The organism is Dyadobacter sp. HNCC25DJ187 (assembly GCF_056895255.1).
Map to the genome: position 1 here is coordinate 1,399,898 of NZ_JBXHAT010000002.1, position 13,733 is coordinate 1,413,630.

11 protein-coding genes and 1 other RNA gene are annotated in these 13,733 nt (G+C 42.7%); 2 read left to right on the forward strand and 10 right to left on the reverse strand.

All coding sequences use genetic code 11. The features are described 5' to 3' along the window. Positions 1 to 11 precede the first annotated feature (11 nt). The 7 genes from AC1XUE_RS16790 to fabG all read right to left on the reverse strand — a co-directional run bounded on the left by AC1XUE_RS16790 (position 12) and on the right by fabG (position 8,471). Positions 12 to 1,532 (reverse strand): OmpA family protein, encoded by a 1,521-nt coding sequence (locus tag AC1XUE_RS16790; RefSeq protein ID WP_483357143.1) that lies wholly within the window; start codon positions 1,530 to 1,532, stop codon positions 12 to 14. 53 nt (positions 1,533 to 1,585) lie between these two features. Continuing rightward, an RNA gene (gene rnpB / locus AC1XUE_RS16795) (RNase P RNA component class A) lies at positions 1,586 to 1,995 on the reverse strand. A gap of 107 nt (positions 1,996 to 2,102) precedes the next feature. Further along, positions 2,103 to 3,443: a DUF4403 family protein gene (locus AC1XUE_RS16800; protein ID WP_483357144.1), complete on the reverse strand. Its 1,341-nt coding sequence runs from the start codon at positions 3,441 to 3,443 to the stop codon at positions 2,103 to 2,105. 97 nt (positions 3,444 to 3,540) lie between these two features. Beyond that, entirely contained in the window at positions 3,541 to 4,524 is a 984-nt protein-coding gene (locus AC1XUE_RS16805; RefSeq protein ID WP_483357145.1) for a Smr/MutS family protein, read from the reverse strand. A gap of 52 nt (positions 4,525 to 4,576) precedes the next feature. Continuing rightward, on the reverse strand, positions 4,577 to 5,470 hold the full coding sequence (locus tag AC1XUE_RS16810; RefSeq protein ID WP_483357146.1) for a DUF2279 domain-containing protein: 894 nt from the start codon (positions 5,468 to 5,470) through the stop codon (positions 4,577 to 4,579). Positions 5,471 to 5,540: 70 nt separating this feature from the next. After that, positions 5,541 to 7,610 carry a VWA domain-containing protein gene (locus AC1XUE_RS16815; RefSeq protein ID WP_483357147.1) on the reverse strand — a complete coding sequence of 690 codons (2,070 nt, stop codon included), beginning with the start codon at positions 7,608 to 7,610 and terminating at the stop codon, positions 5,541 to 5,543. A 114-nt stretch (positions 7,611 to 7,724) separates the two neighbouring features. Next, positions 7,725 to 8,471 carry a 3-oxoacyl-[acyl-carrier-protein] reductase gene (gene fabG / locus AC1XUE_RS16820; protein ID WP_483357148.1) on the reverse strand — a complete coding sequence of 249 codons (747 nt, stop codon included), beginning with the start codon at positions 8,469 to 8,471 and terminating at the stop codon, positions 7,725 to 7,727. Between the two features lie 228 nt (positions 8,472 to 8,699). Here fabG and AC1XUE_RS16825 point away from each other — a divergent pair, with 228 nt between their 5' ends. After that, a complete protein-coding gene (locus AC1XUE_RS16825; RefSeq protein ID WP_483357149.1) occupies positions 8,700 to 9,413 on the forward strand; it encodes an SDR family oxidoreductase in 714 nt (237 codons plus the stop codon). 6 nt (positions 9,414 to 9,419) lie between these two features. Here AC1XUE_RS16825 and AC1XUE_RS16830 read toward each other — a convergent pair whose 3' ends face one another. Genes AC1XUE_RS16830 through AC1XUE_RS16840 form a run of 3 tightly spaced genes read right to left on the reverse strand, consistent with a single transcriptional unit; the run spans position 9,420 to position 12,074 of the window. Further along, on the reverse strand, positions 9,420 to 10,508 hold the full coding sequence (locus AC1XUE_RS16830; protein WP_483357150.1) for a hypothetical protein: 1,089 nt from the start codon (positions 10,506 to 10,508) through the stop codon (positions 9,420 to 9,422). Next, entirely contained in the window at positions 10,505 to 11,143 is a 639-nt protein-coding gene (locus AC1XUE_RS16835; protein WP_483357151.1) for an ABC transporter ATP-binding protein, read from the reverse strand. The genes AC1XUE_RS16830 and AC1XUE_RS16835 overlap by 4 nt, the downstream gene beginning before the upstream one ends. Before the next feature lie 43 nt (positions 11,144 to 11,186). Beyond that, positions 11,187 to 12,074 (reverse strand): hypothetical protein, encoded by an 888-nt coding sequence (locus AC1XUE_RS16840; protein WP_483357152.1) that lies wholly within the window; start codon positions 12,072 to 12,074, stop codon positions 11,187 to 11,189. Positions 12,075 to 12,656: 582 nt separating this feature from the next. Here AC1XUE_RS16840 and AC1XUE_RS16845 point away from each other — a divergent pair. Beyond that, positions 12,657 to 13,703: a glycosylasparaginase gene (locus AC1XUE_RS16845; protein WP_483357153.1), complete on the forward strand. Its 1,047-nt coding sequence runs from the start codon at positions 12,657 to 12,659 to the stop codon at positions 13,701 to 13,703. Positions 13,704 to 13,733 lie beyond the last annotated feature (30 nt).

Consider the following 13,733-nt stretch of genomic DNA (forward strand, 5'->3'; position numbering starts at 1 on the left):
AAATCCAATTCTTATTTTCTAAAACCAGCAGGGTAAGAAGAACGAATTGTGTTTTGTGGAAGAATTTTGATCTCAACACGACGGTTGGACTGCAAACCTTCTACAGTTGTATTTTCTGCTACCGGGCGGTACTCACCATAGTACTCTACAAGAATACGGCTTGGCTCTGCAATACCTGCACGGATAAGGAACCTCTTAGCTGCGTCAACACGACGACGAGAAAGTGCAACGTTATAGCTATCAGAAGCGCGGGCATCTGTATGACCTACCAATACAATGCGGCAATTTGTACGCATGTTCAACAGTTCAACTACTTTGCTCAAAGTCTCTTTCGAAGCATTACGGATAATTGCTTTGTCAGTATCAAATTCGATATTACTAAACAGCGCTTCGCACTCATCTTTCGGCAAGTTATTTTTGATTGCATCACGGATGATTTTGTCAAGATCCATTGCAACACCCCCTCCGGAAACAACACTTCCCAGTGGAGTATTTGGTTCTTTGTCAAACAAATCAGCTACACCATCACCATCTGTATCAGTATACAAACGTGGGTCAACAGGTTTTGGCATATTGGCTTTTGCAATTGAATCCGCATCCTCCATTGTAGGATTGTAAGGAACAGGGATCAATGATTGTGGATTTGTCCAACGTAGGTGATAACGACCACTTGATGCATCATACTTACCATCTTTGGCTCTTACAGCATTTTTTCCAAGTTTGTAAGTAAGAGCTACCGAAGCAATTCCCCATCCATCCTTTTTCGAATCGCCTTTCTGGAACGTCCAGATTCCCTGTTGTGTACGATAGTCACTCAGGTCACCTACTGTTGCATCCAGTTTTTCAGTATTTACAAAGTTGTATGTAAGATCAAATCCAAGGTCGAAACGTGAGCTCAATTCGTAGTGAACTGCAAGACCTGTGGGGAATACCCATTCACGTGTGTAAGTTGAACCGTTACGATCCCATGTGCCGGCAGTTTTTGAACTACCATCTGTGTTAGTAGATACTTTCCATTCAGTTCCGAAAAATTCGCTATCAGGATTGGTATTAACTGCGGTCAGGTCTGTGTGGTAATACATAATACCTGCTCCCAGATGCGCATCCACTTTCCATCTTCTCATTTTTTTGTATCCAAGTAAGAGACGGTTTAAATTAACCGTTCCATCAATCGTGGCTTGAACAAATGAAGGGCTGTTGAAGTAAACACTGTAAGTATCTCCCGTCAAACGGCTGTAATGTCTTGGCTTAGATCCTTGCAACTGTCCGTTATAACCAGTCAACTGGATACCGAAGATCGGAGATAACTGTTTGTTGATGGATAACCCCCAGCCACCAGTTAGCTTTTCATTCTCGCCAAGTCGGAAGTCATATGTCTTGATATCACCAAAAAACTTAGTAATACCACCATAACCCGTAATTGACCAGGTATTCATTTTGTTTGGTCCATCGTAGGTACGGTTTTGAGCGGACGTGTCGAAACTCGAAAGGAATAAACTAACTAAAGCAACGTAAAGATTCTTTTTCTTCATGGGAAACACCAGTTATGTGATTCAAATATTCACTTAATTTTTGTTATACAAACGATAAGAATAAGCCTGTAAGCCGGGTTCTGTTCTCCAATAACTTTCGTTAACAGGAGCTTCTACCATTTATCCAGGATTCCGGTCACCCGAAACCTCTAACGATCTACCCGTGCTGATGCTTTCCGAAAAAAGCGGAGACGAGTCGCCTCGCATATCAACACCTATTTGATCTTTCAGCCCGTAAGGTTTACCCTGCCCTGCCGGTCACCCGTCAGGCGGTGGTCTCTTACTCCACCTTTTCACCCTTACCCGTCACATAAAAAACATGCCAGGCGGTTTAAGTTTCTGTGGCACTTGCTGTCAACCGGTCATTTCTGGCCTGCTGCCTTCCCGTTAGGAAGTACGGCACTCTATGCTGCCCGGACTTTCCTCCCCGATACAAGACCGTGGCGGTAGAACAGCTTACTCCTTCGCTTGACCACAAAGCTAAGAAATACTTTCCTTACCGTGGCACCTAATGAAGCAGAAAACACAAAAAAATATGACAAGAAGCTGACTTTTACCAAAAAGTGTAACCTAAAAGCTCCTTAGTCCATCTACCCTTAAATTAATCTTTCCCTGCGCAAAAACAACTGAATAAATATGCTTGGGTGTAAGATAAACTTTATCGGGAACAATATCGGTAAGTGTCCCTTTAATCAAGACCCCGTCGACCACTTTATAATTAGCTAAGGCAGCCTGTATGGTCTTTTTGGCATCTCCGATCTGTTCCCCTACCGGAAAAACCATTTTTTTCTCCATCATTCTGGCGAACTGGCCCTGTAGAAGCCAATTGGCCGTTTTCAATATACTGTTGCGTGTATCAAGATCGTAGTCAAGTCCCTTCAATGACAACTGCTGCGTGGCAGGATCATAATATGGAACTCCTTTCAGGTAAATATACCCATTCATACTGCCAGACAAGCCGGCTTTTATAACCAGCTTTTCATTCTGGCCATACATTTCAACGGAGGTAACCTGAACACTATACTTTCCACCTAAAAACGAGAACTTTTCTCCTTTGAAACGATTAGTAGCCTGTCTTCCGGCCTCCTCATAGGAAACCAGGCTGATCAGACTAACTCTAAAACTCTCTGGTACCTGGCTGACTATTTTTAAATCGGGAAGTTTCGGAGAAGAAGGAACAGATGGCTTCACTGCAGAAGTAATCGTCTGAGTATAACCATTGATGCCTATCACAGATTTTAATATGCCATTCTTAGCAAGCAGTGGAGTCATCACCACTCCGGTTGGTTTAATTACCAGCCAGGTATCAAATTCTTTGGCAAGCAGTACCGGCTCATGTGCCAGATTCCAGGCAACTTCTACATTACTCTTGAGTTCAATATTTTCGGCCACCTGTTGATCAATCGCTTCCGTAATTTTCTCAAAATTTTTGTTCAGCATACGGCTGACCATACTTTTGATCGGAATATTAATACCGGCAACCTTCACACTTGGCTCTGATATCCAATCATAGCTATCTACATAGGTCTCCGACTTCAATTTCCAGTCAGGTGTGAGAGCAATTTGGGAGATCAGTCGTATTTTGATTGAAAACTCTGTATCCTTATAACCGGACATGGTCATTCCAAGGGGACTTATTTTGTAACCTGCACTTACCCAAATCTTCAATGGAACTTCAAAAAGAAAAGATGATTCCAGTGCAACCATTTTGATCGGGTTGATCTTCCATACCTTGGCCTTGAGGTTATCATTTCCATCATCCTCATAACTATTATCTTCATAAATCAGACCCTTTAATTGCTGATTCAGCTGATTTTCTATTTCAGTAACCGGAATTTCTACCGGCACATTAAGCACCGATAAATGCTTTTCGTTCTGTAATTCCTTATCTGAATATTGGTACTCTTCCATAGGCGCCCTGGGGGTGTTTTTAGTTGTTGTTTTACATTGCCATTGTGTTAACACAACGACAGTCAACACCATCACCTTTAAAGGTTTGCTGATGAATCTACTTAATTTTGACCAGGGTTGCACCGTATCCAAATTTTTCCTTTTGAGCATCTTTATAAAACTGAACATGTTGGTTCTTGCTCAGTCTGCGGTGCAGTTCCGTTCGCAAAACGCCATTACCCGCTCCGTGAATAAAAGTAATATCATCCATTCCATTGGCAATGGCACGTTCCAGGCAGCTTTCGAACGTCTCCAGCTGAACTTTTAGTATATTGTCTTTCCCCAGCTTACCAAAATCCTGCCTCAGCTTTTCGATGTGTAAATCAATTACATTTTCTGGTTTTGGCAACTCAGGTTTTTCCAAATCAGCTCCACCCATCATGCTGTTTTTCAAGGTTTCCGACAAATTGATATCCGTAGAAATCTCTTCTTTTTTCAGATTCTCCTCATCAAGCTGATACACAAATGCTTCACGTTCCAATACCGGCGCTTTACCTTTGCTTTTATAAAATGACTGAGCGCGACACTTCAACTTTTTGTGTAAAGGAAGCGGTAATGTGTGCTTCCCATCACGGAAGTACAAAAGTCTGAATTCAAAAGTTGGCCACGCTTCAAAATCTTTCATCAGTAATTCCGAAAGTTTCTGTGCTGTTCTGGGCTGAAGCGTACCAGCATTGAGATTTGTATATACCTGTTGATCAAGAGATGTAGCAGTAAAAGGTATAATCCAGTCCGTATTATTGATCAGATGAACTGTTACCGACCTGTCATTAACAGCAGCAAATGCAAGGTAAATTCCTTTTTCGGCGAAAGGTAAATTACGCGGGATGATCTTATCACTTTGTTTCTGTATAGGTTGCTCATCTTGTGGTTTCACAAGCCTCTGAGCCTCCACGGGCGATATAGTGACGATTTCATTCCTCAATACCGGAATACGAAAACCATCTTCAATTTCAACCTCTACAACATTGTTTGGCAAAAAAGCATATATAATCCCCTCTTCCTTACCATGCACCAACCTTACCTTATCTCCGATATTCATAATGATTTTGCTTTAGCCTCTTAATTTTAAATACAATTTACTCCTCTCAATTCTAAAAATAGAAAGGCTTAAAATTCACTCCTTTTTTGCTGAATTGTAACGCTGGCGCCGGAATTTTTATAGAATTGGCCATAAAGCCAATTGTTCTCAGCAATTTACTTTTCGTCTTGATTTTTGTAAGATCAATATCTATTGACAGATAGTATTCACGGTAGGGTATATATCCCATCTCAACACTCTTGTAGCGCTCTGCTGACACCATATTATTGATCCCGTAACCTACTGAGAAACAAAGCCAGGCGGGCCACCCGCTGTCTTTGAAAAAACTACGCGGACTGCCTGATAACCAATAGGTCTGTCCGTTGTAATCCTTGAGCCAGCGTTCTGTACTTTTAGAGCCCAATAGCTCTGGTCTGACAGCGGCCAGATGTGTAAAGTGAAATGAAAATTTAGGTTGTATTCTTATTTCGTCCCAAATGGCTACCTGTCCCAGGAAGAGCGCTGAGCCCAGAATATTCGCCGCCATATCACCCGGTGAAAATCCATAGTCAGGAGAAAACCCATCCAGAATTTCTATAGGTGTTTGAAAAATAATCCCTGATACAGCCCCGTAAATCAGCATCTGTTTTTTTGAAATCCCGGTCTGCTTATATAGTGCTGCAGTGTGGCGCGCGATCTGATAGGATGTGTAAACGTGCCCCATTTTGTCCATTTGAAGCCAGTCATGGGAATCATCCTGGATTGTAAACTTAGTAAGCGGATTCTTATACCAGGATCGGGAAAGCCCATAAATACTACCCAGATAAATCACAGATTGGCCTGCAAAAATTCCACGTAACATGGTATAGTTAGGCCGGTTCGTGTCTGTAGAGTCTACATAAAGACTGTCTGTCTGCGCTTTTGTAGGTGGTGTCAAAGATATTACCAAAAGCAGAAGATAAAGCATGTAGCTTATTTTCCGGTAATGTCTGTTTCTAGCTGGTCTTTTGTAATTTCCAATAATACATTCTTCACTTTTAATATCCACCATGATACTTTCGTAATCCCCACTCAATTCCCAATAAAATAATCAAAAAGAAGAACAGCCATTTTAAGTGAATTAATTCCACCATCTCTTCAGTACTGTCAAGCCTGTCGGCCGGTTTTTCTTTTTTAAGTCGCTCCATAAAAGAAGTAAGATTTGCAGGAGCCACAAATTCCCCGCCACTATTGGCAGCTACTTCTCTCAGCAAACCAAAGTCTGCTGTTGTATTATTCATTTCCATATCTACATTCCTTACCACAAACTGACCGGTCACCTTTTCCTGCACTCCTTTCAATGTTGTAGTCGCCTGATATCTGAACACGCCTTCACCTAATCCTCCGATGCTGAATCTCGGATTGTCAGCAGTATGCACATAGCTGTAATCTCTTGTAACACCTCTTTCATTCGTCAGTGCCAATTTAACTTCCTGACCAAAGATCTGCTCATAAATATCGTTGTATACTTCTGTTTGAAATACAACACTCTCTCCTGCTTCAAATTCCTGCCGAACCGGATAAACCCTTAATTTCCGCTTATCCTCGCGTACCGAAAGAATCTGTATCAGCTTTTGGAATAGATTATCGACCACATCCTGTTTACCTGTCAACGCATATTCTTCCTGTCTCCACTGCCATATTCCTTCTCCTGCGAGAACCGCCGTTTTCTGCTCACCAGCCGTATTCAATACCAGCAAAGGTTTATTGGTACTCAAGCTTCCCACCTTTTGGAAAAGAATAGATTCGGTACCGGAAGAGATATTGTACTCTCCAAAAGGAACAGACAATGGCGGCAACCTTTCCAGTAATTTCAAACTCTCTGCATCCAGATTCAGCATTTGAAAAGAAGGATTAAATCTGGCTGTTACTTTGTCAGCCTGTCTGTTTGCAGCATTAATATTCAGTGAACGAGTGGCCGTATTAAGCAGAGGAACAGCCGACTGATTACCTAAGATATACCAGACGGGCGTTTTTGCATCGATGTATTTCCTTACCTGTGCATTACCCAAACCCAGTACATTAGGAATCTGATGCAGAATGACAAGATCGTAGGGTTTGGCTGTTGCCGGCATATTAGGATTGATTGTCAGAATCTGAACATCCAGCTCATAATTGTCATTGGCAGTAATCAGGCTTCGTAATGCTTTGATATCCGGATGCGGGGTCAGCGCTAATAGCAATATATTCTGCCGTCCGTCAATGATATCAATGTAAATATCCCTTTTATTATTACGCGTACTTGTTTCACCCGCTATATTTCCCAGTTCGATAGTATAATGCTGAACACCCTTTTGTGACGAGCTTGTTTTGAAATCGTAAGCTCTGTAAAACGATTCCCGATCGATCGTAACACGCTGGGTTTCGATCACCTTTCCATTGTGTTTGAGCGAAATGGTTGTCGTCTTCCCAGCCAGTCCGTTGGCGATAACCTCCGCGCGGATCGGGAAATCATTTCCAAGATATGCAATCCTGTTGGCAATCACATCTTTGACCCGCACATCAAGATCGGGAACTGTATCCCCTACCGCCAGCGTATTCACCCGGAACGGATACTGACCAAATGCAGGAGACATCCCTTGATTAGTAATGCCATCCGACAGCAGAATTATATCCGTCAGATTCCTACCTTCGAAGTTAGTTTTAACAGTTTGAAGCAGTCCGGCAAGGTCTGTTTTATTCTTATCAAACCGAATAGAGTCGGCATTGGGGGACGATGCATCAAAAGTCTGAAAACTGACCTCAAACCCGGATTTCGCCAATTCTGCAGATGCTGTGCGAATGGGTGCAAGAAGCGAATCGCCATAACCTTTCACAGATTCTGAATTGTCAATTGCAAAGACAACTTTAGCCTTGTCTACCGTATTTTCTGTCTTTCGCACCAGCGGACTCAGCAATAAAAAACAAATACAGCTTACCACTATACCACGTAAAGCTGCAAGTCCACAATTCAGATACCGCCCCCAGGAAGCTAACGGCTGATAGAGCAACCAGGCATAAGCAATGCCTGCCATCAGACAAAATACGAGAAACCAGTAAGGAGTTTGAAAAAGGAGTTCAGAACGCATATTGGGAACGGACGTTGTGCCAGATGGTGATGGTCGGCAATAGCAAGATACAGTAAAAAGGTTTACTTTTTACTGATCTATGCACATTGATTACCGCTTTGTATCCTAAATATACTAGGTGAGCATACCGCCATCCACCTGAATCACCTGACCTGTGATGTATCGCGAAAGATCTGAAGCAAGGAAAACGCAGGCATCTGCCACTTCTTCAGGCTGCCCTCCACGTTTCATAGGAATCGACTGTTTCCAATCTTCTGTTGCTTTTCCGTCAATCGCGTCGGTCATTTCCGTTTCAATGAATCCCGGAGCTACTGCATTTGAACGTATATTACGTGAACCCAACTCCAAAGCAACCGATTTGGTAAAACCAATGATACCGGCTTTTGAAGCAGCATAATTAGCCTGTCCCGCATTTCCTCTGATACCTACTACCGATGTGATATTGATGATGGAACCACTTTTGGCGCGCATCATACTTTTGGTAGCAGCCTTTGTAAGGTTAAATACAGATTTGAGATTGATGTTGATCACTGTATCCCAATTCTCCTCGCTCATACGCATCAGCAGACCATCGCGCGTAACCCCTGCATTATTGATGAGAATATCAAGTTTGCCAAAGTCAGCAATAACATCGGTCACCAGCTGATCGGCCGCCTGAAAATCAGATGCATCAGAACGATAGCCCTTGGCTTTGATACCAAACTGCTCCAATTCACTGGCAAGCGCCTCTCCTTTTTCTACACTCGACAAGTATGTAAAAGCTACATTTGCGCCTTCCTGAGCCAATCGTAATGCTATAGCACGTCCAATACCGCGTGATGCTCCCGTAACCAGGGCGACTTTATTTTCTACTAATTTCATTAGGTGGATTTTGTAATATTTAATTTCAGCTAACCATAAATATACCCATTCTATTTGTGAGGGTCTTTACAATCCGCAAAAATAGGTTATTGAAAACAGACAGGCAAAAAAAGCAGTAAAGGTTTCATCTTTATCAAATTTACTTGGGTTGCCCAAACCATCCCGGCAAGGTTATTGTTGCTTCCTCATCATTCAACAAAAACCCGGCAGGGCTGAAAATAATATATAATGGCAGAATCAATCAAAACAGCCCTTATCACAGGTGGCTCAAAAGGAATAGGATACGGCGTTGCAGCTGCATTGATCCAGGATGGAATTAAAGTTGCAGTGACTAGCCGATCACAAAAAAGCGCTGATGAAGCAGCCGCATCACTTAACAAGATCAAAGAAGGATACGCAATCGGCATAGAATCCGATGTACGCAATCTTGAATCTCAGGAAGCGGCAGTTGCGACGGTAATCGAAAAATGGGGACAACTCAACTACGTGATCGCGAATGCCGGAATTGGACATTTTGCCCCGATAGATGAACTCACTACAGAACAATGGAACGAAACCATTGACATTAATCTCAATGGTGTCTTCTTCTCAGCAAAAGCGTCGCTGAAAGCTTTAAAGTCGACAGAGGGCTATTTTATTAACATTGCCAGCCTTGCAGGAACTAACTTTTTCGCTGGTGGTACGGCTTACAACGCAAGTAAGTTCGGATTAGTAGGCTTTTCACAAGCGATGATGATGGACGTAAGGAATCATGGTATCAAGGTAACCACCATTATGCCAGGATCGGTAGCAACTGAATTCAGTAATCACCAGCCATCCGAAAAAGATGCATGGAAAATACAGCCTGAGGATATCGGACAGATTGTTTCTGATCTAATCAAAATGCCGGCACGTACACTTCCAAGTAAGATTGAAGTACGTCCGACGACTCCTGCAAAATAGCGAAGGTTAAGAATTCCTGATGGCTTTCTGACCCGCATAAGATCTGAAAAATTTATATCCTGAATACAATATTGCTACGATTGCGATCATTAACACAGGAATTTTATAAAGAATAAGCAGTGTCAGCACTATAAAACCAGCAAGAACGGGCTGCATGGCATCTTCCAGCAGTCCGTTTTTTTTATACAATCTGGTATGAAAAAGCAGTAATATTGAAAGTCCCAATGCATAAAGCTGAAAAGTCTCCTCAAGCGTTATGACCTCGTAACGAAAACAGATCAATGTTTCGGGTAAAATTATAAATGCATGCACAGCAACGATTCTCAAAAAACGCTTGGATATACTGAGAGGAAATGAACGCCCCCACATCCAGATCACATTATCCCATTGAAAGAGCTCATAAGATAATCCGATGTTCAACAAATAACCTAGTGATAAACCAATCGCAGGAAGCCGAAGGTCGTAATCGTCCGTTCCGTAATAGAGCAAAGTGCACACAAATACAACCGATGCGCCAGCTTTACATAACAAAACAGTTACACCTCTTTCTCTGAAAAGCCATTCCACGGACCACCAAAGCCAATTGGCTGGTCGTGGAAAGTTTACAAATTTTGTGTTGCGTTTATTATCCACTATCAGATCAGGATGATGTACACGCCATGAGGCCATACACGAAAGCCCCAGGCAAAGCACCGTGAAATACACGGGCACCGGCCAATAGTTACCCAACATGCCATCCTGATAACCGATGCAAAAGATATAAATTCCATAAAATAGTAAGGGCTGCAAGAAGCCCGCCGCTATCCAGCAGAACCTGACCAAACGCTTACCTTTACTCCATAGGCGTGTCTGATATATAAAATGGTATTCAGGTTGTCGCCATAGATTCATTAAAAAATGACCACAAAACAAGGTGTAAGCCAGCCAGACCATCAGGAGATATAACATCCCAAATCGGTCTGTCAGAAAGAAAGCCGCAAATGCGTAATGCTCACGCCCGCTCAGAAAGCCAAACAGCACAGCGATAAACACGAAAAACATTCCTGAACGTTGCCGAAAAAATTCAGATACGGTACTTTTCAGCAGCGTTTTCATACAATGGGAATGGTATTGAGTGTTTTATTTTTCAGGGCATACGCACCTGATACAGACAATCCTTCTTGCTCAAAAGCTTGGTGGGACGACAACAGAAAAGTAACACCCTTGGTATAATACATTTTTACTACTTCAAACAACGCTGCTCTTGCTTCTTTGTCGATCGTAATCAATGGTTCGTCCAAAATGATCACCGATGGATTTCCTAAAAACGCCAGTGCCAGAGAAACCTTTTTAACCATCCCGCTAGAGCAGCTCCCGAAAGGTTGTTTGAGATAGTTGATTCCCAATGCCTCAGTTAGCATAGCGACTTGTCCGGGAGGACTTTTTTTCGCCTCGGCAATAAAAGAAAGTAAATCATGGGGCGTAAGAAAGGACGGATATACAGGTTCTGCTTCTCCAAGATTCAATCGTAAAAGGTAATCAACCGACTGCTTTTTCAGATCATAATTTTCGTTTAATACGATTTGTCCGGAATAGGGCAACATACCGGAAAGTGTTCGAAACAAAGTTGATTTCCCGGCACCGTTTTCTCCCTGAATCCAGTAAATACCATATTCAATCGCCCATGAGGGAATATCCAGCACTTGGTGCGAACCGTAATATTGACTTAACTGATTTATTTCAAGTACCATAAGATTCGCTTTCTGTAGCCCTGATTGATGCGTTCTGTATCAATCAGGGTGCGGTTATTCCAAATTCGTCTTTTAATACTTTTCGTGCTACCGACTCCTCATATTGATAAAGATCCTGGTTAAACATCGCATCATGACCAGCATTTTTCAGGCTGATCCAGCTATGAATTGCAAAAGGATCGTAATTGAAATTTGCAAATGTATGTCCCGCATTGTTGAGCTCAGAAAACCATTCAACGCCTATATCAAGTTTGTTCAATGTTCCAAACGGTGCTGCTTTTCCGACGGGGACTGTTGCAGGCCTGGCCTTGGCAATATTGATCATTGCTACGTATTCGTTCACTCTGCATTCCGGCAGCGGCCATGGCTTGTCTTTTTCCAGTACTGCTTCATAAAGATGACTTCTCGAACCGGGAAAATCAGCAGAAAGCCTCATCAGCTCCTCATAATCCGGTTTGTATTTTGTGTAAGTGTCTCCATCACATAGTTTCGCAGTGTGGGCCGGGCAATTCCAGCATTGTCCTATTTTCCCGATCGCGGTATGCCCATTGATCTGATCCAGATACTGACCTACCAGATCGCCGGTAAAATAAACATCATTGTGAAGTACAAGAAGATAATCTTTATCAGTTTTCTCCCACGCATACTGATAACGTACCGAATACCGATACTGTCTGAAATATTGGAAAAAACCATAAACCTTGTTAACCCAAAACCAAAAATTAGGCTTGTAATAAACTACCTTATCACCCAATTCATCCAAAATAAACTGATACTTCGGCGGCTCCGGTTGCTTTTTCTCTTCGATAAAATAAATCTTGTCAATCCATTCTCCTGAATGCTTCAATAGTGTGAAAAGCGTGATCGCCGTCTGATAGGGTTTCCCGTATGCATTGATTGCAACGTCTACGCTCGCTTTTTTCTTTGTCATATAATACAATTACGGTATACACCGGAGGAGCTTTTCCACTCTCCCGGTAAATATTCATGGTGATCTGCGCCAAAAATATAGAATTTACTTGTACACTTTGCACCGGACGCGGTGATTAAGTCTTTTCACATATATGTTTCATCCATACTCCACGTCTTTATCTGGAAACAAAGCAACCTACTTAACATCTCCACCTGAGCTTTGAACTCGAAGGAGCATGCTCGTTTTCTGCTTCGCCTGCAGCAACGGGAGGCGTTCAGGCTTAAATATTTTTCATGTCCGCAATTATTTTCGTAAATGTTCCTCTGGCATTTCTATGGGTATGCTGTTGCTATATATTCAGACAAACCGATTTGAAATTCTGTGATGGCTCACGACTTACTATACATACTGTTGGCTTGTTATTCATATCCAGGTGCATTGCCCGCGAATCGGACACAGTGTGAACCAAATAGCTCTGATGATTTTAATTTTCAAAAATGAAAACACACATACTTTTTAAATATTTTTAATAAATTGGCTTTCTATTTCTAATCCACCAGTTATTACACCCTTTTGCAAGCTTACTAAACATCAATTATAATGTCTGACAAGTCAACCGGCCGCCGTTCGTTCCTGCGATTTTCTGCTCTTGCACTGCCATTTTTACAAGCTGGCAAACTGATAGGAAAGCCAGTTCCTAAAAAACCAATTATCGTTTCAACATGGGATAGCGGACAGATCGCCAATGGAGCTGCATGGCCCGTGTTGGAAAAAGGCGGACGAGCGCTTGATGCTGTCGAACAGGCAGCCATTGCCATCGAAAACGATATTAACTGCTGTGTGGGGCTGGGTGGAAATCCTGATCGTGATGGCTTTGTAACACTCGATGCCTGCATCATGGATGATAAATTCAATTGCGGATCCGTGGCATTTCTAGAAAAAATTAAACATCCCGTTTCTGTAGCCCGCAAACTGATGGAAACTACGCCGCACGTTTTTATGGCCGGTGCCGGTGCGCAGCAATTTGCACTGGCTAACGGTTTCCCGCTGGAATCGGGCGAACTTTCTCCCGATGCAGCAAAAGCCTACAAGGAGTGGCTGATCAAAGCAGAATACAAACCCGTCATCAATATTGAGCATCAACAATCGCATCCAAAGGAAAAAGGAAACGGGCCGTTTGCACCTAACCGTTTCGATGACGGATCGTTTAATCACGATACGATGGGGACTATCGCGCTGGATGCGAGCGGCAATTTATCAGGCATGTGCACCACGAGCGGTATGGGCTTCAAACTGCGCGGACGCGTGGGAGATTCCCCTATCATCGGCTCAGGATTGTATGTCGATAACGAAGTAGGCGCTGCTACTTCATCCGGACAGGGAGAAGAAGTGATTCGTGTTTGCGGAACACACCTGGTCGTAGAGTTTATGCGCTCCGGACTGACACCTGAACAAGCTTGTAAAAAAGCGGTAGAGCGTATCGTGAAGCGTGATCCTGAACGTGCCAAAACGTTCCAGGTAGGCTTTATTGCTATCAATAAGCAAGGGGAAGTGGGCGCCTACTGCATACAAAAAGGGTTCAATTACACAGTGACTGAGAAAGGTGGAAAGGGGAAAGTGTATAATGCAAAGAGTTACTTTGCCTAAGGCGAAGAAAGTTTCAACAAGCTCAATGTG